Below are 26092 nucleotides of genomic sequence, written 5' to 3' on the forward strand. Positions count from 1 at the left end.
ATTCCCCGGACCCCAGGAACCACTGGATGCCGCGGTCGCTGATTCATGACGAGGGCGTGACTGTCCGCGAGGACCCGGACCGGGGAGGCTCTGCCGGCCGGCTGTCCCGGAGGGTCGCCTTCGCACTGATTGAGGCAGGCCACGCTGACAACGACGTTCCGAGACCTGGGAGTCATCCCGGAGATCGCCGATGCACTCGAGACCGAGGGCATCACTTCACCATTCCCAATTCAGGAGATGGCGCTCCCGCTGGCGCTGGCCGGCCAGGACGTCATCGGACAGGCGCGCACCGGCACCGGCAAGACCTATGCCTTCGGCGTCGCCATGCTCCAGCTCGTCGGCAAGCCGAGGAAGAACCGCAAGAAGCCCCGCGGTCTGGTCCTCGTCCCGACCCGCGAGCTGGCCCTCCAGGTGACCGAGGACCTGGTCCTCGCCGCCGGGAAGCTGGGGTCGCGCATCCTCACCGTGTACGGCGGGCGCGCGTACGAGCCGCAGATCGAGGCGCTCAAGAACGGCGTCGACGTGATCGTCGGCACGCCGGGGCGGCTGCTCGACCTGGTCAAGCAGAAGCACCTCGACCTCGGCCAGATCACCATGCTCGTCCTCGACGAGGCCGACCGCATGCTGGATCTCGGCTTCCTCCCCGACATCGAGCGGATCATCAAGCTGGTGCCGGAGCAGCGGCAGACCATGCTGTTCTCCGCCACCATGCCCGGTGAGATCGTGAACCTGTCCCGCCGCTACCTCACCCGGCCGACCCGGGTCAGGGCGGAGAGCAGCACGGCCGAGGCCGAGACGACCACGCTGACGACGCAGCACGTCTACCGCACGCACCGCATGGACAAGATCGAGATCGTGGCCCGCCTCATGCAGAGCAGGGGCGCCGGGCTCACGATGGTCTTCTGCGAGACCAAGCGGGCCTGCGACATGGTCGCCGAGCAGCTCAAGGACAAGGGCTTCGCGGTGGCGGCCGTCCACGGCGACCTCGGCCAGGGCCAGCGCGAGCAGGCGCTGCGGGCGTTCCGCAACGGCAAGATCAGTGTGCTGGTGGCGACCGACGTCGCGGCGCGCGGCATCGACATCGACGACGTCACCCACGTCGTCAACTACGACTGTCCGCAGGACGAGAAGACCTACGTCCACCGGATCGGCCGCACGGGCCGGGCGGGCCGCACGGGCGTCGCCGTGACCTTCGTCGAGTGGACCGAGCTGGCCCGCTGGAAGGTCATCAACAACGCCCTCTCGCTGGACTTCGCCGATCCCGTCGAGACCTATTCGAGCTCCCCCCATCTGTACGCCGAGCTCGACATCCCCGAGGGAACCAAGGGCGTGCTCCCGCGCGCCCAGCGCTCGCGGGCGGGTCTGGAGGCCGAGGAGATCGAGGACCTCGGGGAGACCGGGCGCACCCGCTCCCGCGGCAAGTCCCGGCGCGACGACGCCCGTGACAGCGCCCGTGACAGCGCCGAGGAGCGTCGTGAGCGTCCCGCCCGCACCCGCGAGCGGCGGCGGACCCGTGGGGGCCGCCTCCAGGACGCCGCGGCTCCCTCGGGGGAGACCGAGGCGCCGCCGGTGGAGGCTCCCGTGGAGACTCCTGCCGAGGTCACCGTGGAGACTCCGGCCGAGGCCGCGTCTGGGCGGCGCGGGCGCAGGGGCGCGAACACGGCGGCCCTGACCGGCGCGCTGGCCGACGCCTCGGCCGTGAGGTCCCCTGCGGACGGCACGGTGGACGACGCGGTGGACGACGCGGTGGACGGCGCGGTGGACCACGCCGAGGCCGTGGACGGGCCGGAGCCGGAGGCCACGCGAAGGACCACCCGCCGCAGGGCCCGTGCCGCCGAGCCGGCGCCCGCGGCCGAGGAGCAGGTGGAGGAGCGCCCGGCCCGCCGCCGCAGGACCCGCACCGCCGACGGCGCCGGTCAAGCGCTCCCGGTGGAGGCGGAGCCGACCGTGGCGGCGCCCGTGAGCGAGGTCGCCGACGAGCCCGCCGTGCGGCCGGCTCCGAAGCAGGAGCCGAAGCACGAGCCGGAGCAGGAGCCGGAGCGGATCATCCCGGCCAGCCCGTTCATGATCGTGTTCAGGTCTCCCGACCTCGCGACCGATGAGGACGATCCCGCGCCGTCCGCCGCGAGCGAGCGCGCCCAGCAGCGGCGCCGCCCGCCCCGGCCGCGGCCCCGCCGTACGGGGTGAGGGGCCGGCACAGGCCCGCCCGGCGATGAGCACGACCGCAGGGGCAGGGAGGGCACCGGGCAACCGGCGCTCTCCCTGCCCCGTTTCTTTGAGGGCCGCTTCGCCCGCAGTGGGTATGACCTGGACAGGAGGCATGCGCAATGACCGTCCGAAACCCTCGTAGTCGCTTTGGCAGTGTCGCCGGGATCTTTCCTGGGTATCGTGATGCCACGTGAGTGAGCGAGCCTTCAGCAGACGGTCCAGGACGTGTGGCCGGTCCGGCCCATCGGTTCCCGGGATCCGGGGTGAGGTGGAGGAGGCCTCGTGAGCACGCCACGGTTCCTGACCCTTCCTCCAGGTGTCAGCAGTGAGCAGATCGAGACGCCGCTGGGCTCGTTCGCGGTGCTCGAAGCGCTTCCGGTCAGCGGCGTCCCCGAGCGCTGGCCTGCCCTTCTCGTCCCCGGCTTCACGGGGTCGAAGGAGGACTTCATCGCCGTCCTGCAGACGCTCGCGCAGTCCGGTCGCAAAGTGATCGCGGTCGACATGCGCGGGCAGTACGAGACGCCCGGCCCCGACGACCCGGCGGCGTACTCGTGCGCGTCCCTCGGCGCGGACGTCGCCGCGATCGCCGCGGTGGTCGGCCAGGGTGAGCCCGTCCACCTGCTGGGGCACTCCTTCGGCGGGCTGGTCTCCCGGGAGACGGCGCTGAACGGCACCGCCAAGCTCGCCTCGCTCACGCTCATGAGCTCGGGGCCCGCGGGCATCGTCGGGCCGCGGGAGCGGATGGGGCGGGTCATGCTGGCCGAGCTCCCGGAGTACGGCCTCGACTACATGTGGTCGAACCGGATGGAGCCCGAGGCGCTGGCGGCGGGCGTCCCCGACGACATCGTCGCGTTCCTGCGCAAGCGGCTGCTCGCCAACCACCCCACCGGTCTCGTGACGATGGCGCACGAGGTCCTGGGCGCCCCCGACCGCTGCACGGAGCTGGCCGAGTGCGGTCTCGATCTCCTGGTCCTGTACGGCGAGCACGACGACGGCTGGCCGCCGCTGCTGCAGGCGGAGATGGCCCGCAGGCTCGACGCGGAGTGCGTCGTGGTGCCCGGGGCGCTCCACTCCCCGGCCGTCGAGGCCCCCGAGACCACCGCGGCGGCCCTGACCCGATTCTGGAACGCGGCGGAGAGCCGGCTGCTCCAGCACCAGCACGGATGACCCGGTCGCCATGCCCGGAACCAGCGGCCTGACCGCCCAGCCTCCGGAATCGGCGACGTGGCTGGTCCACGTCGACCGGACCATGTGGGTGGGCGGCGTGCGCGGCCTGATGCTGCAGGCCCTGCATCCGCTGGCGATGCGCGGCGTGTGGCAGAACTCCAACTTCCGGGAGGACCCCTTCGGCCGGCTGCGCCGCACCGCGGACTTCGTGGGCCGCGTGACGTACGGCAGTCCCGAGGAGGCCGAGGAGATCGGCAGGCGGGTGCGCGCGATCCACCGGACCCTGCGCATCCGCGACCCCGACACGGGCAGGACCCACCGGGTGGACGAGCCCGAGCTGCTGCTGTGGGTCCACTGCGCGGAGGTGACGTCCTACCTGGAGGTCGTCCGCCGCGCGGGCGTCCCGATCACCGACCGGCAGGCCGACCAGTACCTCGCGGAGCAGCGGCGCAGCGCCACGTACGTCGGGCTCCACCCGGACGACGTGCCCGGCTCCGTCAGCGAGATGAACGACTACTTCGCCCGGATGCGGCCGGTCCTGCGGGTCATCCCCGAGTCGGCCGCCGCCGTGCGGTTCCTGCTCTGGCCGCGCCTGCCGGAGAACATGCGCTTCCTGTCTCCGGCCAAGCCGGTCTACTTCCCGTTCGGCGCGCTGTGCTACTACACGTTGCCCGACTGGGCCCGCCGCCTGTACGGCGCGCTGCCCGAGGTGCCGCAGATCGCGGTCACGGCGGCGTTGCGGGCCTTCCGGCTGACCATGAACACGATCCCCGACTTCGTGCACCAGCAGGTGCTCGACGACGGCACCAGGGCGATGCTGCGGGCCTCACGCGAACGCCTGGGCGCCGCCGGATACGACGTCGACAGGGGCCTCAGGGCGCTGGTCGATCCTCGCCGCCATCCCGGCCGGGTGACGGGGTGACCGGCGTCTCCGCCAGGCCGTCCCAGGGGAGCCGGTCGGGCGAGGCCGCCCGCCCCTCGGGGCAGTGGCGGCGGAAGTCGCACCAGGAGCAGATGGGGCCGGGCTCGGGCGGGAACAGCCGGTCGATCTCGGGCGGCACCGCGGCCGCCCCCGCGCCCTCCTCCCGTCTCGGTGCGGGAACGGCGCCCTTCGTGGATCCGGCCCACTCGCGATAGGCGTCGTCGGCGTCGGCCGCCTCCGTCGCGATGTCCTCGGCACGGCGCAGGTGCCGGGCGAGCGACTCGTCCGTGTGCTCCCACTCGGCGACCGTGCCCGTGGGCAGGTGGTGTAACTCCACGCGGTGGCAGGCGCGGCGCATCATGCGGGACGACGCGATCGCGTAGATCGCCAGCGCGATCGACGAACGGGCGTCGTCGGAGGTCGGCGGGCGGCGGCCGGTCTTGTAGTCGACCACGACCAGTTCGTCCCCGCGCCGGTCGAGCCGGTCCACCCGGCCGGAGACGGCGATGACCGACGTGCGCGTGGCGACCGTGCGCTCGACGCCCACCGGCTCGTCACCGGGGTCGAGCGTGGCGACGTAGGAGGAGACCATCGCGCGGGCCCGGTCCCGCCACGCGGCCGACTGCTCCTCGTCCCTGAACCCCTCGCGGATCCAGCCGTTGGTGAGCAGCACGGCCGCCATGACCGGCGAACGCCGGTCGTACGGCTCCCGCCACCACGCCGCCAGCGCGTTGTGGACGGAGGCCCCCACGCTGTTGTGCGCCCACGGGGGCCCCTTCTGCGGAGCGGGCCGGTCGAGGTAGGTGAAGCGGTAGCGACGCCGGCAGTCGAGCCAGGTGTTCAGGCGCGACGGAGTGCAGGTGTAGAGCCGCCTCGGCATGCCGTCGAGGCCGAGCTGCTCCACGGCCCTACTCGTCGAGGTTCAGCTTGATGCCGGACGCCGTGGTGCCGTCCACGAGCGGCGGCGGCGCCGCCTCGGCCTCCTGGGCTCCGGTCAGCGATCCCGACAGCCAGCGGTCGAACTCGGGCTCCAGGTCGCCGATCCTGCCCTCCTCACCGTGCGCGGGCAGCACCCTCGTCTCGTGGGGCAGCGTGAACAGCCGCTCGCCGATCGAGGTGAGCTGGTCGGCGAGCGCGGGGTACTCCCCGCCGAGCTTGCCGGGGCCGTCCATGAGCAGGGTCTTGCCGCTGAAGACCGCGCCGAGGCCCTCGCAGTAGAGCGAGACGCCGCCCGGCGTGACGCCCGGCGTGGAGAGCACCTCCAGCTCGACGTCGGCCACGGAGAACAGTCCCTCGTCCTCCATCTCGATGTCGGGCCAGGTCTCCTCCCAGGTCTGCCGCCACAGGCGCTTGTCCTTGGGGTGGACGGCGATCACGGCCTCGTCCCTGGCCGCCACCTCGATCGCGGCGCCCACGTGGTCGGGCAGGCCGTGGGTGCAGATGACGGCGAGGACCTCGCGGTCGCCGACCTTTTCCAGGATCTTGTCGGCGTCCCGCGCCGGGTCGATGACGATCACCTCGTCGTCGTCGCCCACGATCCAGGTGTTGTTCTCGACCTTGTGCTCGTCGCCTTCGATGTCCACGAGGCCCGAGGTCACCACTCGTTCGATGCGCGCTGTCACGGCTCAGAACCTTACTATCCCTCGCGGATCCAGCCCGCCGTTCAGACATCCCCGTCGAGGCGCGGCGAGAAGGCGCCGAACGGCAGATCGAGCGCCTGGTCCTGGTCCCGCAGGTCACGAAGCGACAGGTTGGCCAGCGCGATGAAGCAGCCGGCCTCGACCGGCCAGGCGACCGTCCACAGCCAGTTGCCGAGAGCCTCGCCCACGTAGACGGCCCGGTCGCCCGGCACTCCCCGCCCCGCGCACCACAGCGCCGTCGGATGGCCGCGTGCGTCGATCTTGGCGTGCGGGGGGCCGGCGTCGAAGCCCTCACCGGGGTCCGGGCCTGGCAGCCCGGCGTACGCGGCGCCGAGACCGATGCCGGGTTCCTCGGCGATGATCAGCATGTCGGCGGGCCCCTGGGTGACCGACGGGCCCGAGAGGGCGACGACGCTCGCCCGCACGCCGGTGCGGTCGTCACCCACTTCTCCGAAGCCCGTCACCAGCCACCCGGTGGGCAGCGGCCACGGGAGCCAGACGGGCACCCTCGCCGCCTCGCACAGGGCCTCTGCAGCGGCCTGAGAGGGCCGCCGGGGCGGCTGGAAGGGCAGGACGTCCCCGTGAGCGGCGCATCGCCAGGAACTCGACCAGACGTTCGGTTCGTGTAGCGGCCCGAAGCACCGCGGACATGTTGGCGCGGTTCTCACAAATATTCACGGTGCTTCCGTGACGTCCGTACGTCAAGAGTCTGCCCGTTATCCAGTCGTAATCTTGGTGATGTGCGGTGCATCAGATGTGTGGGCGCGATCGTCACCGACGCCGAAGGGCGTCTGCTGCTGGTGCGGCGGGGGCGCCCTCCCGGCGAGGGGCTGTGGTCGCTGCCGGGTGGCAGGGTCGAGCCCGGCGAGACCGACGAGCAGGCGCTGCGCCGCGAACTGCGCGAGGAGACCGGCCTCGACGTCACCGTCGTACGGCTCGCCGGGACCGTGCTGCGGCCCGCCCCCGGCGGCGGGACCTACGAGATCCACGACTACGTGGCGACGGCCTCGGAAGGCGTGCCGGTGGCCGGGGACGACGCCGCCGACGCCCGCTGGTGGGCGCCGTCCGACCTGGCGCGGCTCCCGCTGACCGACGGCCTCGCCGGCGCCCTCGCCGAATGGGGAGTCGTCCCCGGGATCATCGCTCCGTGACCGTGCTCCGCCAGATGGTCAGATGGTCGTCGGCGTAACCGGCCGACCTGCCGACGGCCACCACGCGGTCTCCGGAGACCGCGACCGCCCCGAGCCACTGCGATCCCTCGCCGCCGAGGCCGTCCTGGGTGAGCGTCTGACGCGACCAGTCCACCCCGTTCTCGGACGCCCACGCGGCGCTGTCGGCCTCGCCGCCCTCCCCGGGCGACCGATGCGATCCGACGGCGACCAGTCCCCGTCCGGTCGAGGTCAGGTCGAGGACCGAGGCGGCGGCGTCGGCGGGCAGCGTGCCGAACTCCCAGCTCGCGCCGTCGTCGGTGGACAGCGCGGAGAACGGCCGGGGGCCTTCCTCGGTCATCGCGGTGCCGACGACCACCACGCCGGCCTCGGTCGCGACCACGTGACGCAGCCCGGCCGAGGTGGTCTCCGGCGGCAGCACCCGGCCGCGGGCGCTCCAGTTGAGCCCGTCGGAGGAGACCCAGACCACCCCCGTCTCGCGGTCGGCGGTGCCCGACCCGCCGACGGCCATGAACCCGTGAGGCGTCGCCGTGACGCCGTACAGGCGCACACCCGCCCCTCCGGCCGGCATGCTGCCCGGCGCGGAACGGGTGTACCGCTTGAGGTCGGGGCTGAACCACAGGGCGGGCAGCGTCCCCGTGGCGGACCGGTCCTCCCCCGCCAGGACGTAGCCCTTCGGTCCGGCGGCCACCACGCCGGGCTCGAGCAGGAAGTGGCCCGCGGGCACCTCGATCGCGGGACCCGGCCGCCAGTTCTTCCCGTCGGCGGAGGTGACCAGCAGCGGCCGGGTGACCGCCGGGTCGGTCGTCGTGCTGCCGACGGCGAGCCATCCCCTGGGGCCGTGCGCCACGCCGCTGAGCGCCTGACGTCCCGGCCCGCCCAGCAGGTCGGGGAACGCCGCGTCCTTCCAGTTGGCGCCGTTGTTGCCGCTCGTCCAGATCGCGGCGTCGCCGTTGGCCGCGCCCACGGCCACGAACGTGCCGCCGGACGCCGCGACGTCCGCGGTGTCCCTGGCGAGCCGGTTGAGCCCGGCGATCTCCTTGAGCGGCACGGTGTGCGCCGCCTCGCCCTTCCCCGCGGTGATCAGCACGGGGAGGTTCTCCACATCGCCCGGCCCGCGCCTGTCGCCGCCCGCCACGAGGACCCCGGCGTCGGTGATGGCCAGCCCGCGCAGCGTCCCGGGGATCTCGCCGAGATCGGCGCTCCTGGTCCACTTGTGCCCGTCCTGGCTGGTGTAGACGGCGTACCGCTCCCAGGCCGACTCGGCCACCGCCGCGACGCCCGCCGCCGACGCCGCCAGGCCGCGCACGCCCGTCCCCTCCGCGCCGAGCGGCCCTATCGTGCCGCACTGGGTCCAGTCGGCGCCCTCGGGCGAGCAGTAGACCCGGACCTCGCCGGCGTCCGACTTCTGCCGCGTGGGCACGAGCACGAAGCCCTTCTCGGTGACGGCCAGCGCGCCGGGCTCCGCGCGTACGTCCGCCAGGGCGGCGGCCGTGCGCAGCCAGGTGCGGCCGCCGTCGTCGGAGCGCAGGACGACCGAGATGGAGTCGCCCGAGCCCGGATCGGCGAGCGCCACCACGCTGTCGCCCCTGGCGGCCACCGCCCGCATCGCCCTGATCTTGTCAGGGGTGCCGATCTGGTCGCCGTCCACTCTCGTCCAGCCGACGCCGTCGGGTGACACCCAGGCGACCGGGCCCGCCGTGCCGTCCCGCAGGGTCGTGGCGCCCACGGCGAGGAAACCGGTCGCGGTCCGCGCCACGTCGGTGATCCTGTCCTGGCTCCAGAACGCGGTCAGCCGGGCGGGATCCACCGCGGTCCAGGACCGGCCGTCGGAGGAGACCCAGATGCCGCGGGCGGCCGGGCCCGCGGAGCCGGGCGCGTCGGTGCCGACGGCGAGCCAGCGCCCGTCGCCGCCCGCGACCCTGCCGACCGCCCCGGGCGCGGACTCGTAGCCCGGGGCGTCGGCGACCCGGCCCGTCTGCCAGTGCGCGCCTCCGTCGGCGGACACGAGGAACAGCGGCCGGGCGAGCGGGCTCGTCGTGTCGCTGCCCGCCGCCACCACCGTCGCGCCCGCGGCGGCGAACGCGGTGAGCACCTGGCTGGAGCCGTTGCCCGGCAGCCCGGGCGCGGAGAACGCGGCGTCGCCCGACTGGCCGTCGCCGGCGGCGAGGCGCAGCCCGGCCCTGGACGGCCCGCCGGCCCACCTGACGACGGCCACGCCCAGCACGGCGGCCGCCACGAGGACCACGGCGATCACCGCCGGAGCGACCATCCGGGGCAGGCGCGGGGTGAACCGCCGGACCGGCAGCACCCGCCTGTGGCGGCGTCCGCCACCCGGCCGGGGCGGGCCGGAGGCCACGAGCATGTCGGGACGCGCCGGGCGGCCTCCCGGCGGGCGCCCGATGCGCTCGACCGGCTCGACGGGTTCGGCCGGCTCGACGGGCGGGTCGTCGCGCTCGGGCTCGACCGGGATTTCGGCGCTGATGCGGATGCCGCCCGGCTCTCCCAGGCCGTGGCGGGAGGCGGGCTCGGGCGGCGTGTGCGTCCACACGTGCTCTGTGGGGTCGTGCTCGCGCAGCGGTCCCGACGCGGGGGTGTCGATCTCGGGGGCGCCGGGCCCGTCCGGGTTCTCACGGGGGATCTGGGCCCGCCGGGGCCGGGGCGGGCCTGAGGCGACCAGCTTGTCCGGCCGGTTCACGATCCGGCGACGCCGGCCCTCCTCCTGCCCGGGTGACTCCTGCGCCGGCTCCCCCGCCGACCTGGCACCCTCGCCATGCCAGGTCGTGGGGGCGCCGGCGGGACCGGGCGGGCCGGTCGCGCCCGCGTCGCCGGGGTCGCCGGGGTCGCCGGGGTCACCGGGGTCGCTGGGGTCGCCGGGACTTCGTCCGCCGGAGCGGCTGTGGCGCGGCTCACCCGTCCCGTAGGGCCTCGCCCCGTACGGCGCCGCGTACGGTCTGCGGCCCGTCCTGGGCCCGCGGTCGCGCCGCGCCTCCGGCTCCGGCCCGTCGCCCGCGTCCGATCCGGGGCGCGGTGCCCAGATGCCGCCGGGTAAGTCCGGGTCGCGTAAGCCCAGGTCGTCGATCTTGCGGTACGGCCGGGTGTCCTCGTCGTCCTCCGGCTCGCCCGCGTCATCGGCCACGTCATCGGGAATGGGGGCCGCGAACGGAGGCAGCGCCCACGGGGACGGGCCGGGCGGCCGGTGGTGCAGCTCCGGCGGGGGCACGGAGGAGGGTTCGCCGGCGGCGCGCCGGCGGTCGGGCTCGTCTTCGTGGGGGCCTGAGGCCACGCTCAGCACCTCCTCCCCGGAGAGGTCAATCCGGACCGTTCCACCTGTCGTACGGCAAAGCGATCACAGTGATACCCCATCACGAATCCAGAGCAACACGGGAAGAGCGTGGGGGCCATACCTCTCTAGTGAGATTTATCGGGAGAGAGTCTGAATTGCCCACTTTCGGGCGATTATCAGCACCCCGACGCCGAAAACCGCGAACTGGACGGCCGATCCGATGAGCGCCTCCCAGGGCACCTCGCCCTGTTCCATCGCGCTTCCCATGTCCCCCGAGGCCGCGACGACTCCGAAAGCCATGATGTTGTTGGTCGCGTGCAGGGCGATCGGCGCCTCCAGCCCGCCGGTGCGGACCGCCAGCCACCCCATGAGCATGCCGAACGCGAAGACGTAGACGATCCCCCAGCCCGTGTAGCCGTGCGAGGCGGCGAAGGCCGCCGCGCCCACCAGGATCGCCGGCCACGGGTTGCGCAGATACGCCCCGAACCCCTGGATGATCCACCCGCGGTAGGCGTACTCCTCCGCCGCCGACTGGAACGGCACCAGCAGCAGGATCACGATGATGGCCGGGAGGAACTCCTCCCAGCCCGCCCAGCTGAATCCGGGGTCCACCCCGGCGGACATCAGCATCCCCGCCTCGACCGCCTGCCCGAGCACGACCGCCAGCAACGCGACCAGCAGGCAGGCCCCCAGCCACCGCCACCGCAGCCGCAGGGCCACCGACGACAGCGACCCCGGCGGCCGCCGCTGGATCAGCCACGCCGCGCCGAGCACCAGCGGCAGCAGCAGCGCGATGACCCCCAGCTGGAACCCGAGGTCGAGGACGGGGTCGGCGAACAGCCGGGCCCCCGTCCGCGCCATGGGCACGCCCGTGACGAGCGACACCGCGAAGGCCACCAGGCCGACGAGGATCGAGAGCGCCAGGAAGGCCGCGATGATCGCCGCCGTGCCGAGGATCGGCCGCCACCAGCGGTGCAGCGGCGTACGGCTCAGCCGGTCGTAACGGGTGCCGGGCGGGGGCGGAACGTCCCAGCGGGCACGCGGGGGCGGTCCCCACGAGTACGGACCGGGATACGGCCAGGCCGCAGGGGGCGGCTGCGGCGGCGGCTGTGGCTGCGGCGGACCGGCCGGCCAGGCCGTCCCGCCCGCGTACGGCCCGGGCGCCAGGTAGGGACCGGGCAGCTGGTTCGGGCCGGCGGCCTGATCCGGGCCCGGCTGTGGTTCGTTCATATGTCCATTCTTCGCGTGCCGCGGGTGATCAGCTGGGCGGGGTGAAGGAGCTCGACCTGGAAAGACCGGCGACGCGGCCCTTGGCCGCCACCACCAAGGCCATCTTCCGCGACGCCTCGTCGATCATCTCGTCCCCCAGCATGACCGCGCCCCGCTTCTCGACCGTCGTGTAGTACTCGTACGCGTCGAGGATGAGCTCGGCGTGGTCGTAGTCCTCCTGCGACGGCGAGAACACCTCGTTGGCCGCCTCCACCTGCGACGGGTGGAGCACCCACTTGCCGTCGAAGCCCAGCGCGGCCGACCGCATGGCGACCCGGCGGAAGCCGGTCAGGTCGCGGATCTGCAGGTATGGCCCGTCGATCGCCTGGAGGCCGTGCGCGCGGGCGGCCATGAGGATGCGCATGAGGATGTAGTGGTAGGCGTCGCCCTCGCCGTACCCGGGGGGCTGCTCGCCCACGACCAGCGTCCGCATGCCGATCGAGGCCATGAAGTCGGCCGGGCCGAAGACCAGCGTCTCCAGCCGGGGCGAGGACGCGGCGATGTCGTCCGCGTTGACGAGGCCCCTGGCGTCCTCGATCTGCGCCTCGATGCCGATGCCGCCCTCGGGCAGGCCGGTGGCCCGCTCGATCTGGCCGAGCAGGGTGTCGAGCCAGGCCACGTGGGAGGCGTCCGCGACCTTCGGCAGCATGAGGCAGTCGAGCCGGTCCCCGGCGCCCTCGACGACCTCGATGACGTCCCGGTAGGTCCAGCGGGTGGTGAGGTCGTTGACCCGGACGACGACCGTCTTCCCCGCCCAGTCACCCTGTCCGAGCGCGGCGACGACGTTGCGGCGCGCCTCGTCCTTCGCATCGGGGGCGACGGAGTCCTCCAGGTCGAGGAAGACCTCGTCGGCCGCGAGACCCTGGGCCTTCTCCAGGAAACGCGGGTTGCTGCCCGGCACCGCCAGGCACGAACGTCGAGCGCGCATGGGCACACCGTAGCGCGGTCATTAGGCTGGGGCGCATGACCCTGCCGGTGATCGAAGAGGGCGCGAAGAAGTCCGGTGTGCTGTGGCTCGGCCTGCCGTCCGGGGTCCGGCTGGCGTGGCACGCGTGGCACGACGGCGCGATCTACGTGGTGACCGGCGGAGGGGAGCAGTCCCTGCCCGGGCTGGCCGATCTCGCCGCCGGGCACGGCGGGATCGAGGTGGTTCTGCGCAGCAAGGACAACGGCGCCGAACTCATCCGTTTCCCGGCCGTCGCCGAGGTGGTGGACCAGGCGGCCGCCCCGGGGGCCGTGGCCGCGCTGGCCAAGGAGCGCCTCAACGCCCGCGACGCCGCCGGGCTGACCGCCCGCTGGGCCGAGGAGTCCACCGTCGTGCGGCTCGCCCCCCGGACGTGACGGCGTCAGACGCGTACGGTCTCCACCACCTCGGCGGCGTGGCGCTCGGAGCCGAGCCGTACGGTCGCGGTCTGGGCCAGCAGGGCCCCGGCGAGCACGATGACGCCTCCGGCGATCTGGGCGGCTCCCAGTCGCTCGCCGAGCAGCACCCAGGCGACCAACGCCCCCGCGATGACCTCCACCGAGGCGACCGTCGACCCGACCGCGGCCGACAGCCGCCGCACGGCCGTGACCCCGGTCGCGTACGCGACGACCGTGGCCACCACGACCAGCACGACGGCGGCCGCCGCGACGGGGACCGAGTGACCGGAGACCTCGACGGCGCGGGTGAACGCCGCCCAGTCGATGTTCCAGGGCCGGGAGAGGGGCAGCAGGACCACCGCCGAGCCGAGCATGGCCCAGCCGATCAGGCCCAGCGTGTCCACGTCGTCGCCGAACGAGTCGCTCATGAGGAAATACCCGGCGCAGCAGGCGGCGGCGATCAGGGCGAGCAGCAGCCCGAGCGCGTCGAGGCGCAGGCCGTCCCAGACCTGCACGACGATCGCCAGCCCCACGACCGCGATCAGCGCCCCCAGGTAGGCCGAGCGCGGCAGCCGCAGCCGCCGGACGAACCGCACCCACAGGACCACCAGCACCGGCGAGGTGTACTCGATCAGCAGCGCCACGCCGACCGGCAACCGGGTGATGGCCACGAAATACAGGGCCTGCACGGCGGCCACCGCGATCACGGCGTACGCCGCGAAGAACAGCAGGCGGTCGCGGGGGATGCGCAGGGCTCGCGGCCTGACGGCGGCCAGCACCGCCAGCAGGAGCACGCCGGCCCCCGCCATGCGGATCCACACGGCCTCCAGCGGCGTGAGCCCGGCCATGCCGAGGACCTTCGCCATCGGTCCGGAGAACCCGAAGCAGAAGGCCGAGACGCCCGCGATCGCCAGGCTGACAACCCTCATCGTCACCTGCCCATGTAATTACCAATAAACGGCTTTGATCCTGTCATAACACGGAGCGGCCCGCATCCTTGCGTAACCTGACAGAGTGGATCGGATCTTCGTGGCCCGCCTGGCGGGGCTGGCGGTCTTCGACCCGGCCGGCGACCAGATCGGCCGGATCCGGGACGTCGTCGTCTCGCTGCGGGGACCGCTGCTCCCCCGAGTCCACGGCTTCGTCGTGGAGGTCCAGCCACGCCGCCGGGTCTTCCTGCCGATCACCAGGATCACCAGCATCGAGGCCCGCGCCCTCATCTTCACCGGCAAGCTCAACATGCGCAGGTTCGAGTGCCGGGACGCCGAGACGCTGGCCATCGGGGAGATGCTCGACCGCACCGTCGAATACAAGGGCGAGCGGGTGACCGTACAGGACCTGGCCATGGAGCAGCCCCGGCCGTCCGAGTGGCTCATCACGAAGGTCGCGGTGCGCCGGGGGACGCGGCGCAGGGGCGAGACGCTGATCGTGGACTGGGACGAGATCACCGGCTTCACCGGGATACAGAAGGACCAGGGCGCGGCCAACCTGCTCGCCGCCTTCGAGGCGCTGCGCCCGGCCGACCTGGCGAACATGCTGCACGAGCTGCCCACCAAGCGGATGGCCGAGGTCGCCGCCGCCTTGGACGACGACCGGCTCGCCGACGTCCTGGAGGAGCTGCCCGAGCGCGACCAGGTGCTCGTCCTCAGCCGGCTGCACCGGGAGCGCGCCGCCGACGTGCTGGAGGAGATGAGCCCGGACGACGCCGCCGACCTGCTGCAGGAGCTGCCCGCGGAGCAGGCCGAGGGGCTGCTGCGGCTCATGGTGCCGGAGGAGGCCGCGCCGGTCCGGCGGCTGCTGACCTACGGGGAGTTCACCGCCGGCGGCATGATGACGACCGAGCCGGTCGTCCTCCCGCCGACCTCGACCGTGGCCGAGGCCCTCGCGCACATCCGCCAGCAGGAGCAGACCCCCGCCATCGCCGCCCAGGTGTACGTGACCCGCCCGCCGACCGAGACCCCGACCGGGCGCTTCCTGGGGGCGGCGCACTTCCAGCGCCTGCTGCGAGAGCCGCCGTCGACGCTGCTCGGCAGCGTGATAGACATCACGGTGGACCCGATCAGGCCCGAGCTCACGGTGCACGAGGTGGCGGCCTACCTCGCGACGTACAACCTGGTCGCGGTCCCCGTCGTGGACGAGCTGTGCCGCCTGCTCGGCGCGGTGACCGTCGACGACGTGCTCGACCACATGCTCCCGGAGGACTGGCGGGAACGCCCATGACAGAACGCCTCGACCAGCCGCGCGAGCTGACTCCACGCCTGCGGCTGTACTACGACCCCGAGGCGTTCGGCGAGTTCTCGGAGCGGTTCGCGCGGTTCCTCGGCACGGCGCGGTTCATCGTCTACATGACCGTGTTCGTCTCGGTCTGGCTGCTCTGGAACGTGTTCGCGCCGTACAAGTTCGACCCCTATCCGTTCATCTTCCTGACCCTGATGCTCTCGCTCCAGGCGTCGTACGCCGCGCCGCTGATCCTGCTCGCGCAGAACAGGCAGGCCGACCGCGACCGCGTCCAGTACGAGCAGGACAGGGTGGCGGCCGAGCGCAACCAGGCGGAGATCGAGTACCTCACCCGGGAGATCGCCGGCCTGCGCATCGCGCTCGGCGAGGTGGCCACGCGCGACTACATCCGCTCCGAGCTCCAGCGCCTGCAGGAGGAGCTGAGCGAGGCCGGGGCTAGATCACGTGGGGCGGGTTCGGAGGATTCCCGCTGAGTCCATAGCATGGATTCATGGCACCATCCCCTGAACTGGTCATGGCCGCGCTGGCGACGGTGAACGACCCGGAGATCCGCCGGCCGATCACCGAGCTCGGCATGGTCAAGAACGTCGACATCTCCCCCGACGGGGTGGTGCGCGTTGGCGTGTACCTGACCGTCGCCGGCTGCCCGCTGAAGGACACCATCACCCGCGACGTCACCGGCGCCGTGTCCCGGATCGACGGCGTCTCCCGCGTCCACGTGGACATGGACGTCATGAGCGCCGAGCAGCGCAAGGAACTGCAGACGAAGCTCCGCGGCGACCGCGGGCCGGAGAAGGAGATCCCCTTCGCCAAGCCCGGCTCGCTGACCCGCGTGTTCGCGGTCGCGAGCGGCAAGGGCGGCGTCGGCAAGTCGTCGGTCACGGTGAACCTCGCCGCCGCGATGGCCTCCCAGGGCCTGAAGGTCGGCGTCGTCGACGCCGACATCTACGGCCACTCGGTGCCACGCATGCTCGGTGTGAGCGAGCGGCCCACCAAGGTCGAGGACATGATCATGCCGCCGGTGGCGCATGACATCAAGGTCATCTCGGTCGGCATGTTCAAGCCCGAGGGCAACACTCCGGTGGTGTGGCGCGGCCCGATGCTCGACCGCGCGCTCTACCAGTTCCTCACCGACGTCTACTGGGGCGACCTCGACGTCCTGCTCATGGACCTGCCCCCGGGCACCGGCGACATCGCCATCTCGGTCGCCCAGCGCATGCCCACGGCCGAGATCCTCGTCGTGACGACCCCGCAGCAGGCCGCCGCAGAGGTGGCCGAGCGCGCCGGGTCGATCGCCGCCCAGACCCACCAGCAGATCGCGGGCGTCATCGAGAACATGGCGTGGCTGCCGTGCCCGCACTGCGACGAGCGCATCTCGGTGTTCGGCGAGGGCGGCGGCCAGACCGTGGCCGACGCGCTGACCCGCACGCTGGGCGCGCGTGTTCCGCTGCTCGGCCAGGTGCCGATCGACATGCGGCTGCGTGAGGGCGGCGACGAGGGCAAGCCCCTCGTGCTGACCGACCCCGACGCCCCCGCGGCCGCGGAGCTGCGCAGGATCGCGGCCGGGCTCGGCAAGAAGTCGACCAGCCTCAAGGGCCTGAAGCTCGACATCTCCCCGGTCAAGCACTAGGGAGTGCCTGACACGCCCCAGAGCAGGTCAGGTCGCCTCGTTGTCGTAGGGCGGGATCTCCCCCACGCCGAGTTCCGGCGTGGGGGCGGCGACCGGCTCGGCCGTCGCCGGGGTGTCGTTCCAGTCCTTCTCGATGTCGTCGAGCAGGTGCTTGCGCACGAAGTTCTTGGGGTTGAGATCGGCCGGGTCGAAGTTGGCGAACTCGGGCCCCATGTTGGCCTGCAGGTCCGCCTTCGCGTTGTTGGCCATCTGCCGCAGCTGCCGCAGCGTACGGCCCGCCTGCGATGCGGCCTGAGGCAGTTTCTCCGGCCCGAAGACGAGCAGGGCGATCACCACCAATGCCAGGGCCTCCCCCCAGCCGAGTCCGAACATGGCGATCTCCTCCTGCACGTACGACTGAAATCAGATTAATGCCCGCACCCCAAGCTGTGGACAGGGGAGCCCGGCTCTTATGACGGCCGTGCGTTGGGGGCGGGGGCCGCGCCGACCGTGACCGTCGCCGTCCGCACCTCGCCGTCGTGCCGGAACTTGATCCGCACCTGGTCGCCGGGGGCCTTGCTGCGGATGGTGACGATCAGCTCCTGGCTGTCGCTCACGGGCCGGCCGTCGACCTCCAGGATGACGTCCCCCGCGTGCAGGCCCGCCTTCGCGGCCGGGCCTCCCGGCGTGACCGGCACGGCGCCGCCCTCCGTCTGGGTGGCGATCCGCACCCCCTGGCCCTGGTAGGTCTGGTCGATCGTGATGCCGATCCTGGAGGTGCGGGCCGTTCCGGTGGTGATGAGCTCCTGGGCGATCCGGCGCACCTGGTTCACCGGGATCGCGAAGCCCAGGCCGATGCTGCCGGACTGCTGGCCGAGCAGGGAGCCGCCGACGGTGGCGATCGCCGAGTTCACGCCGATCACCTCGCCCGCGGCGTTCACCAGTGGGCCGCCCGAGTTGCCGGGGTTGATGGCGGCGTCCGTCTGGATCGCGTTGATGAGCGCGTAGTCGGACCCGGTGCTGCCGCCCGCCTCGACGGGCCGGTTGAGCGAGCTGATGATGCCGGTGGTGACCGTACCGCTCAGCCCGAGGGGCGAGCCGACCGCGATGACCGGGTCGCCGACCACGACGCCGTCGGAGTTGCCGAGGGGCAGCTCGGGGGCCCTGACGGTCCCGTCGGGCTTGACGACCGCGATGTCGGAGTTGGGGTCGCGGCCGACGACGCGCGCACCCGAGGAGGTGCGGTCGTTGTAACGGATGCGGATCTCCCCGGCCTGGCCCGCGACGGCCACCACGTGGTTGTTCGTGACGATGTAGCCGCCCTTGACGACGAAGCCCGATCCGGTGCCGGACTCGCTGTTGCCCTTGACCTCCAGTGAGACCACGCTGGGCAGGACCTTGGCGGCCACCCCGGCCACGGACTCCGGCGGCCGGTTCGTGGGCTGCTTCGTCGGCGTGCTCAGCGTGTATGCGGGGTCGATGCCGGAGGACGAACGCGTCAGCAGGAACGTGCCCCAGCTCGCCAGACCGCCCGCCACGAGCGCGATGACCACCGCCAGGGCCGCGTAGAGCGCGATGTTGGGGCCGCGCGGCTCCCGCTGCGGCACGACGGGGTACAGCGGCGGCGGAGCCCAGCCGGGGCCCATGCCGTACGGGCCGGTGGGGGGCGGAGGGCCGTCGGGAGGGCCCTGCGGCTCCTCGCCCGCGGGAAGGAACTCGGGCCGGTCCGACGCGCCGTACGGACGCGTGTTGTCGGTCATCGCGGCAGTCACTCCTCGCACACGGCGTCATCCGCTGGGCAGCCGCGGTAACGAGGAAGACGGCACACGACGGCTGCGGTGTCCGATCGTATGCCGATTCCCCGAATCAGCGCGAAAAACCCCTGCTTACGCTGGGTGACGGGCTGGGTGACACGCTCACCACGGGCGCCCTGTTCTGCGCGGGATGCTGTACGAACATCTGGCCGGGCGTCGGGTTCGGGGTGGCCGTGGATCCTCCGGCCATGAGCATGGTGCCGAGGGCGACGGCGGCGCCGGCCATTCCCACGGCGACGTATCCCGCCCGTCTGGCCCTTCCCGGCCGCCCGGGCCCCGATCGTCCCTCGTCCCGGCCCCGGGGCCGGTTGTCCATGGGTCCGGCGGCGTGCATGCCGGGTAGCCGCCCGGCGCCGAAGGCCGGGTGGTCGGGAAAGGGCCGCATCCGCGGCGGCAACGGCCCTCCTGGCTCCGCCATGCGCAGCAGCGACATGGTGAGGTCCGCCGGCATGGCGGGCGGATCCATGGACCGCAGGCGGGTCTTCAGCGCCCGCATCGCGTCGACCTCCGCGCGGCAGTCCGCGCAGAACGTCAGGTGCGCGAGCGCGCGTTCCCGCTCGTTGTGACTGAGTTCGCCGTCGATGAGCGCGGAGACGCGCTCGCCAAGATGACTCACAGTCCCTCCCTGCTGATTGAAGGGGGGGTTTGATCGCCGTTCCGGTTCGCGGAGGGCGCCCGGTGGTCGAGTGCCTCCCGCAGTTGGGCGCGGCCCCGGTGGATGCGGCTGCGCACCGTGCCGAGTTTCACGCCGAGCGTCGCGGCGATCTCCTCGTAGGACAGTCCCTCGATGTCGCACAGCACCACGGCCGCCCGGAAGTCCGGGGCCAGGGCGTCGAGCGCGGCCTGGATGTCGGGCTCCAGGTGCGCGTCGTCGTACGCCTGCGCCGGGGACGGCTCGCGGCCGTGCAGCCGCTCGGCGGCGTCGTCCGCCAGCCCCTCGAAGCGGATGCGCTGCCTGCGCCGCGCCATGTCGAGGAAGAGGTTCGTCGTGATCCGGTGCAGCCACCCCTCGAACGTTCCCGGGGTGTAGCTCGACAGGGACCGGAAGACCCGGACGAAGACCTCCTGAGTGAGGTCCTCGGCGTCGTGGACGTTGCCCGTGAGCCGATAGGCCAGCCGGTAGACCCGAGCCGAATGAGTTCGGACGACCTCCTCCCAGGTGGGAGGCGTCCAGTCGGACACCGAAGTCTCCGCCTGGTGGTCGTGCTCGTCCACCGGCATTCCTCTCTGCAGGATCGTCGCTACAGCCATAGTGCCTGGTTTCGCCCCTTCCTGCGCACCGCGGGCTGAGCGGTCTCGAACAAAGACCGTTCAAAGCGTGCAACGTCCCCGTTGTGGCGTGAGTTCCCGTTCCGGTCCGACTCCCCTAGGCTGCGTCCAAGATGAAGCAGGGGAGGGAGAGGCCGATGGCGACACCGGCCAGCCTGGAGTACGCGGAGGAGTTCGTCCCGGAGGACGACATCCTGCGGACCGCGCGCCGGCGGGGCATCGAGGTCGGGGCGCGCCCGATCCTGCCCGGGTGCGGAGCGGCGCTCTGCTTCCTCGCCACCGTGGTGAACGCACGCTCGGTGGTGGAAGTCGGCACCGGGTGCGGGGTCTCCGGCCTTTGGCTGCTGCGCGGCATGCGCCCGGACGGCACGCTCACGAGCGTGGACGTGGAGCCGGAGCATCAGCGCATGGCCCGGCAGACGTTCGCGGAGGCGGGGTACTCCGGCAGCCGCATCCGCCTGATCGGCGGCCGCGCGCTCGACGTCCTTCCCCGCCTCGCCGACGGCGGCTACGACATGGTCTTCTGCGACGCGGCCAAGCAGGAGTACATCGACTACCTCACCGAGTCGGTGCGGCTCCTGCGCCCGGGCGGGGTCGTCGTCTTCGGCGACGCCTTCTGCGACGACCAGGTCGCCGACCCCACCCAGCGCGACCCCGACACGGTCGCGATCCGGGAGCTGGGCAAGCTCGTCAGGAACGACGAGCGGCTGCGCCCCCTGATGGTGCCGCTCGGCTCAGGGCTGCTGGCCGCCGTCAAGCTCCTCTGACCGGCGCCGGCCGAGACGCGGTGGCGAGGTAGCGGAGGAGCAGGCGGACGCCGAAGCCGGTGCCGCCCTTGGTGATCTCGCCCTCGTCGGAGGCGGCCCGCGCGGGCCCCGCGATGTCCAGGTGCGCCCAGGGCCGCCCTCCGGTGAACTCCTGCAGGAACAGCGCGGCGGCGATCGACCCCGCCGCGCCCGACATCGTCCTGTCGACGTTGGCCAGGTCGGCCACGTCGGAGTCGAGCATCGCCCGGTAGTCCTCCACGAGCGGCATCCGCCACAGCCGCTCCCCGCCGGCCTCCCCGGCGGCGATCAGGCCGGCGGCCAGCGACTCGTCGGTGGCGTAGAGCGCGCCCAGGTTCACGCCGAGCGCGACCTTGGCCGCGCCGGTCAGCGTGGCGACGTCGATCACCACGTCCGGGTCGAGTTCCGCATGCGCGTACGCCAGCGCGTCGGCCAGCACGAGACGGCCCTCCGCGTCGGTGTTCAGCACTTCGACCGTGCGCCCGCCGTACTGGGTGATGACGTCTCCCGGCCGCTGCGCCGAGCCGGAGATGGAGTTCTCCGCGCAGGCCACGAGGCCGGTGACCCGCACCGGCGCCTCGAAGGCCGCCAGCGCGCTCATCGCGGCGATGACGGCGGCCCCGCCCGCCATGTCGGTCTTCATCGTCTTCATGCCCTCGGTGGGCTTCAGGGACAGGCCGCCGGTGTCGAACGTGATGCCCTTGCCGGCGAGCACCACGTGGGCGCGCGGATTCTCCGGCGTGTAGGAGAGCTGGACCAGGCACGGCGGGCTGATCGACCCCTGCCCGACAGCCCGGATGCCGCCGAACTCGCCGAGCTCGGGCCCCTCCCACACGCGTACGCCGAGCCCGGACCCGGCGGCGACCGCCTTCGCCTGGTCGGCGAGCCAGGCGGGCGTCTTCACCGACGACGGGGTGTTGACGAGGTCTCGGGCGAGCGCGGTGGCCCGCGCGACCGCCTCACCGCGCTTCAGGTCCCGCTCGTCCCCGCCGAGGAAGACGATCTCCCCGACCGGCTTCGTGCGGCCGTTGCCGATGGTGAACGTGTACGCCGCGAGCAGCGCGCCCTCGACCAGGGCGGCCGTCTCCCCCTCGGACGGCACGACGACCGACAGCGACGCCCGGCCCTTCGCCCGCCTCGCGACGGCCGCCCCGGCCTTGCGCAGCGCGGCGGCCGAGCCGTCGCCGGTGCCGTACAGCAGGACGCGCCGCACGCCGCCGTCCCTGACGGTGGGCACCTCGACGACCTCGCCCGGCTCTCCCTTGGCCTCGTGGTGCGCCAGCAGCGCATCAACCGGCACCGGAGACTCCAGCCAGGGCGCCGGGGCAAGGACCGGTCCGGGTCCGAAAGGCACGGCCACCAGGTCGGCGTCCGGCGCGGGCCCGGCGCCGTCACGACCGGCGACGCCGCGAGAACCGGTGAGGACCGGCGTGGTCTCGATGGGCACGTCCACCTCCAATAGGGCGGCCCCGGCGCGGGATCACCCGCCGCCAGGGCCGTGAATCAAACGGGTCGGCTGACGAGGTCAGCCGACCACCTTCTTGAGCGCGTCACCGAGGGCGCTGGCCTCGTCCGCGGACAGCTCCACGACGAGTCGGCCGCCACCTTCGAGAGGGACCCGCATGACGATGCCCCGTCCTTCCTTGGTGACCTCCAGCGGACCGTCACCGGTCCGCGGCTTCATCGCCGCCATGCGTGTATCCCTTCCCGCGTTGTCGGCCGCCCCGGAGGGTAACCGGCGTATTCACGTTTCTGTGATGTTCTATTATCCCGCCTCCGAGCTCAAAAAGGTAACGGCCCGGCTCCGGTCAGTGGATCAATGCGGCGAGACGCGCGTTGTGGACGGACCGGGCGTGACCCCACACTGGGTGGGGTGAACGCCCGAGCCGCGCTTTTCGATCTCTATGGGGACCACCTTCGCACCCGCGGCGGCCGTGCCTCCGTGGCCGCGCTCGTGAGGCTGCTCTCGCCGCTCGACGTCGCGGCGCCGGCCGTCAGGACCGCGATATCCCGTATGGTCCGGCAGGGCTGGCTCGACCCCGTACGGCTGCCGCAGGGACCGGGGTACGCGGTCACGCCGAAGTGCGAACGCAGGCTCGACGAGACCGCGACGCGCGTCTACCGGCGGGGCGACACACCGTGGGGCGGCCGCTGGCACGTCCTGGTGCTCGAACCGGTCAGGGACCGGGCGCGGCGCGAGCGGCTCCGCGCCGACCTCGCCTTCCTCGGGTACGCCCCGCTGTCGGAGACGACCTGGATCGGTCCGCGGCCCTCGCCCGAACTCGACGCGCTGCGGGTCCCCGGCCACCGGTTCGACGCCGCGTACGAGGGCGACCCGCGGGACCTGCTCGCACGCGCGTGGGACCTGGACGGCATCGGCAGCGCGTACGAGGATTGGCTGGCCAGCGCGGCGGAGCTGGTGGGCTCGCTGCCGGAGGACGCCCCGGACGACCGGGTCTTCGCGGTTCGCAGCCGGCTGGTGCACGGCTGGCGCAACTTCCTGTTCCGCGACCCCGGACTGCCCGCCGACCTGCTGCCGCCGGGCTGGCCGGGCGAGAAGGCCCGCACCTTCTTCGAACAGGAGGCCGCCCGGCTGCTGCCCGCCGCCGCCGCGTTCGTCGAGCGCAATCTGACCATGATGTGAACGGAGCCGCCCGAAATGACCGTGACGTATGACGTCGACGAAGCCGTCGCCACGATCACGCTGAACCGCCCCGACGCGATGAACTCGCTGACCGTCGCCACCAAGACCGCCCTGCTCGCCGCCGTGCGGCGCGCCGCCGGCGACACGTCGGTGCGGGCGGTGCTCCTGACCGGCGCGGGCCGGGCCTTCTGCGCGGGGCAGGACCTGCGCGAGCACGCCGGCAACCTCGACCGGGGTCTCGGCCTGGCGAACACCGTGCGCGAGCACTACAACCCGATCGTGCTGGCCATTGCGACGATGGGCAAGCCCGTCGTGGCCGCCGTCAACGGGGTGGCCGCGGGGGCGGGCGCCTCGCTGGCGTTCGCGTGCGACTTCCGCGTGGCGGCCGAGACCGCGAAGTTCTCGATGGCGTTCACCGGGATCGGGCTCGCCCCCGACTCCGGCGCGTCCTGGACCCTCCAGCGGCTCGTCGGCCCCGCGCGCGCCCGGGAGATGCTGCTGCTCGGCGACGTCGTGGACGCGACCAGGGCTCTGGAGCTCGGGCTGGTCGGGCAGGTGGTCCCGGCCGACCGGCTGGCGTCCGCCGCCCGCGACCTCGCCGTACGGCTCGCGCAGGGCCCCACCCGGGCGTACGCCGCGACCAAGGCGGCGCTGGACCACGCGGCGTCGTCCTCCCTCGCCGAGGCGCTGGAGCGGGAGGCGGAGCTTCAGGACGAGTGCGCCGCCACCGCCGACCACGCCGCGGCGACCAAGGCGTTCCTCAACAAGGAACGCCCTACCTTCGAAGGCCGATAGGCGCTTCGAAGCAATCAGACACGGCGAAGGTCGGTGACGGCCTCGCGGACGTGGCAGTCGGCGACGTGGTCGTTGACCAGGCCGATGGCCTGCATCAGGGCGTACGCCGTAGTGGGGCCGACGAAGCGGAAGCCGTGCTTCTTGAGCTCCTTGGCCAGCGCCGTGGAACCGGGGGTGCGGGCGGGGACGTCGGCGAGAGTGGCCGGGACCCTGCCGGGCTCCTCGGCGTGCCTCCACACCAGCTCCGACAGCCCGCCCGGCACCTCAAGCGCGGCGCGGGCGTTGGCGACGGCCGCCTCGATCTTGGCGCGGTTGCGCACGATGCCCGCGTCGCCGAGCAGGCGTTCCATGTCGCCGTCGTCGAACGCCGCCACCGCCGGGATCGAGAACCCGGCGAACGCCTTGCGGAAGTTGTCACGCTTGCGCAGGATCGTCAGCCACGACAGGCCGGACTGGAAGGCCTCCAGGGTGATCCGTTCGAAGACGAGATCGTCCCCGTGGACCGGGCGGCCCCACTCCTCGTCGTGGTAGGCGACGTAGTCAGGCGTCGTGCCCGCCCACCCGCAGCGGACCAGCCCGTCGTCGTGCGCTGTCACCATGCCTCTTCCGCGTCGGCGCGATCACCGGCCAGGCCGTCGGAGTCTTCGGTCTTCTCCGTCGTGAACTGCTGCGTTTCGGTCTGTCTGACCTCCTCGCGGACCTGGAGCCGTGCATACGATAACTCGGCCACGCGCTGCTCCAGCACGGCGATGCGGGTGTCGCGCTCCCCGAGCGCGACCGAGACGCGGTGCAGCGTCTCGTCCACCGCCTGGGTGCTGTAGCCGACGAGACCGATCGGAAGCCGAAGCGCGATCAGATCGGCGGGAGTCATCTGGCCGGCCACGGGCAGTTCGAGCGGCGGCACGTCCGGGGGAAACTCCGCCATCTCGCCGCCGTGTCCCAGCGAGACCATGACCACACAGGCGATCACGGCGAGTCCGGCGATGACGAGTACGACCAGCACATACGAATCGTGCCACAACTCTTTTGCGTGCGAGCATGGAAGCATGACGCGCGTGATCGGGCCCGACGACGAGACCGAGTCCACCTGGGTCGAAGCCGCCTCGCTGCCGGAGGCGTCCGCGCTGGCCCGGGCGGGGCACACCGTCGTGGTGACGCTCCCCGGTGACGAGACCGAGGCGATCGCGGCCGCGGCCGCGTACGCCTGGGCGGGTGCGAGCGTCTTCCGCACCGCCCACGACGTGCGGCAGGCTCTCGACATGACCGAGGCCCTGCTGGGCCGCAGGCCCCCCGCCCTGACCCGCCGCGGTCTGGCCTGACGGAGCGTTACTAGCTCTCGCCGAGTTCCTCGCCCGTGGGGCTGAGGCGGACCGTGGACAGTTCGAGCAGGTCGAGCGCCTCGTCCACCGTGCTCGCCCACGAGATCGCGTCGAACACGTTCGGCCGGGTGAAGCCCTGCTCGTACATGCCGTCGACCAGGTCGCGCAGCGGGCCGTACAGGCCCCACGGGTCGAGGACGACCAGTGGCCTCTCGTGCATGCCGAGCACCCGGGAGGTCCAGATCTCGAACAGCTCCTCCAGGGTGCCGATGCCGCCCGGAAGCACGAGGAACGCGTCGGATCTGGCGTCCATGATCCCCTTGCGCTCGCGCATGCCGGGGGTGACGATCAGCTCGTCGGAGTCGGTGTCGGCGATCTCGATGTCGACGAGCGCCTGGGGGATCACCCCGACCGTGTGGCCGCCGCCGTCGCGGACGGCCCGGGCGACCTCGCCCATGCAGGAGACGATGGCGCCCCCGCTCACGAGGCCGTGGCCGCGGCGGGCCAGCTCGGCGCCCACCTCCCGAGCGAGGTCGAGGTACTTGCGGTCGATTTTCTGACTGGACGAGCAGTACACGCAGACGAACACGTCGCAA

The 26092-nt window shown here is 72.6% G+C and carries 28 protein-coding genes; 12 read left to right on the top strand and 16 right to left on the bottom strand.

All coding sequences use genetic code 11. The annotated features are described in order from the left end of the window. The first annotated feature begins 237 nt into the window (after window positions 1–237). The 3 genes from BXA11_RS07690 to BXA11_RS07700 all read left to right on the top strand — a co-directional run bounded on the left by BXA11_RS07690 (window position 238) and on the right by BXA11_RS07700 (window position 4297). Window positions 238–2187 (top strand): DEAD/DEAH box helicase, encoded by a 1950-nt coding sequence (locus tag BXA11_RS07690; RefSeq protein WP_204053951.1) that lies wholly within the window; start codon window positions 238–240, stop codon window positions 2185–2187. Window positions 2188–2490: 303 nt separating this feature from the next. Next, window positions 2491–3375, top strand: coding sequence for an alpha/beta fold hydrolase (locus tag BXA11_RS07695; protein WP_076433890.1), 885 nt, complete (start codon window positions 2491–2493; stop codon window positions 3373–3375). Between the two features lie 10 nt (window positions 3376–3385). Next, a complete protein-coding gene (locus BXA11_RS07700; protein ID WP_076433891.1) occupies window positions 3386–4297 on the top strand; it encodes an oxygenase MpaB family protein in 912 nt (303 codons plus the stop codon). Here BXA11_RS07700 and BXA11_RS07705 read toward each other — a convergent pair. From BXA11_RS07705 to BXA11_RS07715, 3 genes are read right to left on the bottom strand one after another with little or no spacing between them, the layout of a single operon-like run. Beyond that, complete coding sequence (locus BXA11_RS07705) at window positions 4248–5201, bottom strand: RecB family exonuclease (protein ID WP_076433892.1); 954 nt, start codon at window positions 5199–5201, stop codon at window positions 4248–4250. The two genes, BXA11_RS07700 and BXA11_RS07705, sit on opposite strands and share 50 nt — an antisense overlap. 4 nt (window positions 5202–5205) lie before the next feature. Continuing rightward, a complete protein-coding gene (locus BXA11_RS07710; protein ID WP_030507443.1) occupies window positions 5206–5919 on the bottom strand; it encodes an MBL fold metallo-hydrolase in 714 nt (237 codons plus the stop codon). A 41-nt stretch (window positions 5920–5960) separates the two neighbouring features. Further along, window positions 5961–6605: a DUF6758 family protein gene (locus BXA11_RS07715; protein WP_076433893.1), complete on the bottom strand. Its 645-nt coding sequence runs from the start codon at window positions 6603–6605 to the stop codon at window positions 5961–5963. A gap of 72 nt (window positions 6606–6677) precedes the next feature. On the opposite strand from BXA11_RS07715, the gene BXA11_RS07720 reads away from it, so the two are divergent. Beyond that, entirely contained in the window at window positions 6678–7088 is a 411-nt protein-coding gene (locus BXA11_RS07720) for an NUDIX hydrolase (RefSeq protein WP_076433894.1), read from the top strand. Here the strand turns inward: BXA11_RS07720 and BXA11_RS41190 are convergent. From BXA11_RS41190 to BXA11_RS07735, 3 genes are all read right to left on the bottom strand, one after another. Then, on the bottom strand, window positions 7075–10392 hold the full coding sequence (locus BXA11_RS41190) for a hypothetical protein (RefSeq protein WP_159454745.1): 3318 nt from the start codon (window positions 10390–10392) through the stop codon (window positions 7075–7077). The two genes, BXA11_RS07720 and BXA11_RS41190, sit on opposite strands and share 14 nt — an antisense overlap. 135 nt (window positions 10393–10527) lie before the next feature. Next, the gene (locus BXA11_RS07730; RefSeq protein WP_076433896.1) at window positions 10528–11622 is read right to left on the bottom strand and encodes a CPBP family intramembrane glutamic endopeptidase; all 1095 of its coding nucleotides are present in this window, start codon (window positions 11620–11622) and stop codon (window positions 10528–10530) included. A gap of 28 nt (window positions 11623–11650) precedes the next feature. After that, entirely contained in the window at window positions 11651–12589 is a 939-nt protein-coding gene (locus BXA11_RS07735; protein ID WP_076433897.1) for an HpcH/HpaI aldolase/citrate lyase family protein, read from the bottom strand. 35 nt (window positions 12590–12624) lie between these two features. On the opposite strand from BXA11_RS07735, the gene BXA11_RS07740 reads away from it, so the two are divergent. Then, on the top strand, window positions 12625–13002 hold the full coding sequence (locus tag BXA11_RS07740) for a hypothetical protein (RefSeq protein WP_239105225.1): 378 nt from the start codon (window positions 12625–12627) through the stop codon (window positions 13000–13002). Window positions 13003–13007: 5 nt separating this feature from the next. Here BXA11_RS07740 and BXA11_RS07745 read toward each other — a convergent pair whose 3' ends face one another. Next, entirely contained in the window at window positions 13008–13952 is a 945-nt protein-coding gene (locus BXA11_RS07745; protein ID WP_030507450.1) for an EamA family transporter, read from the bottom strand. An 85-nt stretch (window positions 13953–14037) separates the two neighbouring features. Here BXA11_RS07745 and BXA11_RS07750 point away from each other — a divergent pair, with 85 nt between their 5' ends. Genes BXA11_RS07750 through BXA11_RS07760 form a run of 3 tightly spaced genes read left to right on the top strand, consistent with a single transcriptional unit; the run spans window position 14038 to window position 16891 of the window. Then, window positions 14038–15243, top strand: coding sequence for a magnesium transporter MgtE N-terminal domain-containing protein (locus BXA11_RS07750; protein WP_076433898.1), 1206 nt, complete (start codon window positions 14038–14040; stop codon window positions 15241–15243). Beyond that, window positions 15240–15734, top strand: a complete 495-nt coding sequence (locus tag BXA11_RS07755) for a DUF1003 domain-containing protein (protein WP_036406038.1) — start codon at window positions 15240–15242, stop codon at window positions 15732–15734. The genes BXA11_RS07750 and BXA11_RS07755 overlap by 4 nt, the downstream gene beginning before the upstream one ends. A 17-nt stretch (window positions 15735–15751) precedes the next feature. Further along, window positions 15752–16891, top strand: a complete 1140-nt coding sequence (locus BXA11_RS07760) for an Mrp/NBP35 family ATP-binding protein (protein WP_030507453.1) — start codon at window positions 15752–15754, stop codon at window positions 16889–16891. 27 nt (window positions 16892–16918) lie between these two features. Here the strand turns inward: BXA11_RS07760 and BXA11_RS07765 are convergent, their stop codons facing one another. The 4 genes from BXA11_RS07765 to sigE form a co-directional block, all read right to left on the bottom strand. Further along, window positions 16919–17263: a sec-independent translocase gene (locus tag BXA11_RS07765; RefSeq protein ID WP_030507454.1), complete on the bottom strand. Its 345-nt coding sequence runs from the start codon at window positions 17261–17263 to the stop codon at window positions 16919–16921. Between the two features lie 77 nt (window positions 17264–17340). Beyond that, window positions 17341–18630 (bottom strand): S1C family serine protease, encoded by a 1290-nt coding sequence (locus tag BXA11_RS07770; RefSeq protein WP_076433900.1) that lies wholly within the window; start codon window positions 18628–18630, stop codon window positions 17341–17343. Between the two features lie 106 nt (window positions 18631–18736). Continuing rightward, window positions 18737–19300 (bottom strand): anti-sigma factor family protein, encoded by a 564-nt coding sequence (locus tag BXA11_RS07775; RefSeq protein WP_076433901.1) that lies wholly within the window; start codon window positions 19298–19300, stop codon window positions 18737–18739. Continuing rightward, on the bottom strand, window positions 19297–19905 hold the full coding sequence (gene sigE, locus BXA11_RS07780) for an RNA polymerase sigma factor SigE (protein WP_076433902.1): 609 nt from the start codon (window positions 19903–19905) through the stop codon (window positions 19297–19299). The genes BXA11_RS07775 and sigE overlap by 4 nt, the downstream gene beginning before the upstream one ends. Window positions 19906–20090: 185 nt before the next feature. On the opposite strand from sigE, the gene BXA11_RS07785 reads away from it, so the two are divergent. Then, a complete protein-coding gene (locus BXA11_RS07785; protein WP_143734146.1) occupies window positions 20091–20720 on the top strand; it encodes an O-methyltransferase in 630 nt (209 codons plus the stop codon). On the opposite strand, the gene BXA11_RS07790 is transcribed toward BXA11_RS07785, so the two are convergent. After that, window positions 20707–22185: a leucyl aminopeptidase family protein gene (locus tag BXA11_RS07790; RefSeq protein WP_373320660.1), complete on the bottom strand. Its 1479-nt coding sequence runs from the start codon at window positions 22183–22185 to the stop codon at window positions 20707–20709. The two genes, BXA11_RS07785 and BXA11_RS07790, sit on opposite strands and share 14 nt — an antisense overlap. A gap of 78 nt (window positions 22186–22263) precedes the next feature. Next, window positions 22264–22431, bottom strand: a complete 168-nt coding sequence (locus BXA11_RS07795) for a DUF3117 domain-containing protein (protein ID WP_076433904.1) — start codon at window positions 22429–22431, stop codon at window positions 22264–22266. A gap of 180 nt (window positions 22432–22611) precedes the next feature. Between BXA11_RS07795 and BXA11_RS07800 the strand changes: the two genes are divergently transcribed. Both BXA11_RS07800 and BXA11_RS07805 read left to right on the top strand, forming a co-directional pair. Beyond that, window positions 22612–23382, top strand: coding sequence for a PaaX family transcriptional regulator (locus BXA11_RS07800; RefSeq protein ID WP_030507460.1), 771 nt, complete (start codon window positions 22612–22614; stop codon window positions 23380–23382). A gap of 15 nt (window positions 23383–23397) precedes the next feature. After that, window positions 23398–24177, top strand: coding sequence for an enoyl-CoA hydratase-related protein (locus BXA11_RS07805; protein ID WP_076433905.1), 780 nt, complete (start codon window positions 23398–23400; stop codon window positions 24175–24177). Between the two features lie 14 nt (window positions 24178–24191). Here the strand turns inward: BXA11_RS07805 and BXA11_RS07810 are convergent, their stop codons facing one another. Continuing rightward, entirely contained in the window at window positions 24192–24776 is a 585-nt protein-coding gene (locus BXA11_RS07810) for a DNA-3-methyladenine glycosylase I (protein ID WP_076433906.1), read from the bottom strand. Continuing rightward, a complete protein-coding gene (locus BXA11_RS07815; protein ID WP_076433907.1) occupies window positions 24770–25180 on the bottom strand; it encodes a hypothetical protein in 411 nt (136 codons plus the stop codon). The genes BXA11_RS07810 and BXA11_RS07815 overlap by 7 nt, the downstream gene beginning before the upstream one ends. A 43-nt stretch (window positions 25181–25223) precedes the next feature. Between BXA11_RS07815 and BXA11_RS43855 the strand changes: the two genes are divergently transcribed. Further along, window positions 25224–25496, top strand: a complete 273-nt coding sequence (locus BXA11_RS43855) for a hypothetical protein (RefSeq protein WP_076433908.1) — start codon at window positions 25224–25226, stop codon at window positions 25494–25496. Between the two features lie 10 nt (window positions 25497–25506). On the opposite strand, the gene BXA11_RS07825 is transcribed toward BXA11_RS43855, so the two are convergent. Further along, window positions 25507–26085, bottom strand: coding sequence for an LOG family protein (locus BXA11_RS07825; RefSeq protein WP_076433909.1), 579 nt, complete (start codon window positions 26083–26085; stop codon window positions 25507–25509). Between the last annotated feature and the right edge of the window lie 7 nt (window positions 26086–26092).

Source organism: Microbispora rosea (assembly GCF_900156315.1).
GTDB classification, from domain to species: domain Bacteria; phylum Actinomycetota; class Actinomycetes; order Streptosporangiales; family Streptosporangiaceae; genus Microbispora; species Microbispora rosea.

Coding starts and splice junctions, on each gene's coding strand:
- BXA11_RS43855 (WP_076433908.1), top strand. CDS start 25,224: ATGACGCGCGTGATCGGGCCCGACGACGAGACCGAGTCCACCTGGGTC.
- BXA11_RS07810 (WP_076433906.1), bottom strand. CDS start 24,776: ATGGTGACAGCGCACGACGACGGGCTGGTCCGCTGCGGGTGGGCGGGC.
- BXA11_RS07735 (WP_076433897.1), bottom strand. CDS start 12,589: ATGCGCGCTCGACGTTCGTGCCTGGCGGTGCCGGGCAGCAACCCGCGT.
- BXA11_RS07755 (WP_036406038.1), top strand. CDS start 15,240: ATGACAGAACGCCTCGACCAGCCGCGCGAGCTGACTCCACGCCTGCGG.
- BXA11_RS07760 (WP_030507453.1), top strand. CDS start 15,752: ATGGCACCATCCCCTGAACTGGTCATGGCCGCGCTGGCGACGGTGAAC.
- BXA11_RS07785 (WP_143734146.1), top strand. CDS start 20,091: ATGGCGACACCGGCCAGCCTGGAGTACGCGGAGGAGTTCGTCCCGGAG.
- sigE (WP_076433902.1), bottom strand. CDS start 19,905: ATGCCGGTGGACGAGCACGACCACCAGGCGGAGACTTCGGTGTCCGAC.
- BXA11_RS07730 (WP_076433896.1), bottom strand. CDS start 11,622: ATGAACGAACCACAGCCGGGCCCGGATCAGGCCGCCGGCCCGAACCAG.
- BXA11_RS07700 (WP_076433891.1), top strand. CDS start 3,386: ATGCCCGGAACCAGCGGCCTGACCGCCCAGCCTCCGGAATCGGCGACG.
- BXA11_RS07770 (WP_076433900.1), bottom strand. CDS start 18,630: ATGACCGACAACACGCGTCCGTACGGCGCGTCGGACCGGCCCGAGTTC.
- BXA11_RS07740 (WP_239105225.1), top strand. CDS start 12,625: ATGACCCTGCCGGTGATCGAAGAGGGCGCGAAGAAGTCCGGTGTGCTG.
- BXA11_RS07765 (WP_030507454.1), bottom strand. CDS start 17,263: ATGTTCGGACTCGGCTGGGGGGAGGCCCTGGCATTGGTGGTGATCGCC.
- BXA11_RS07690 (WP_204053951.1), top strand. CDS start 238: ATGGCGCTCCCGCTGGCGCTGGCCGGCCAGGACGTCATCGGACAGGCG.
- BXA11_RS07745 (WP_030507450.1), bottom strand. CDS start 13,952: ATGAGGGTTGTCAGCCTGGCGATCGCGGGCGTCTCGGCCTTCTGCTTC.
- BXA11_RS07805 (WP_076433905.1), top strand. CDS start 23,398: ATGACCGTGACGTATGACGTCGACGAAGCCGTCGCCACGATCACGCTG.
- BXA11_RS07795 (WP_076433904.1), bottom strand. CDS start 22,431: ATGGCGGCGATGAAGCCGCGGACCGGTGACGGTCCGCTGGAGGTCACC.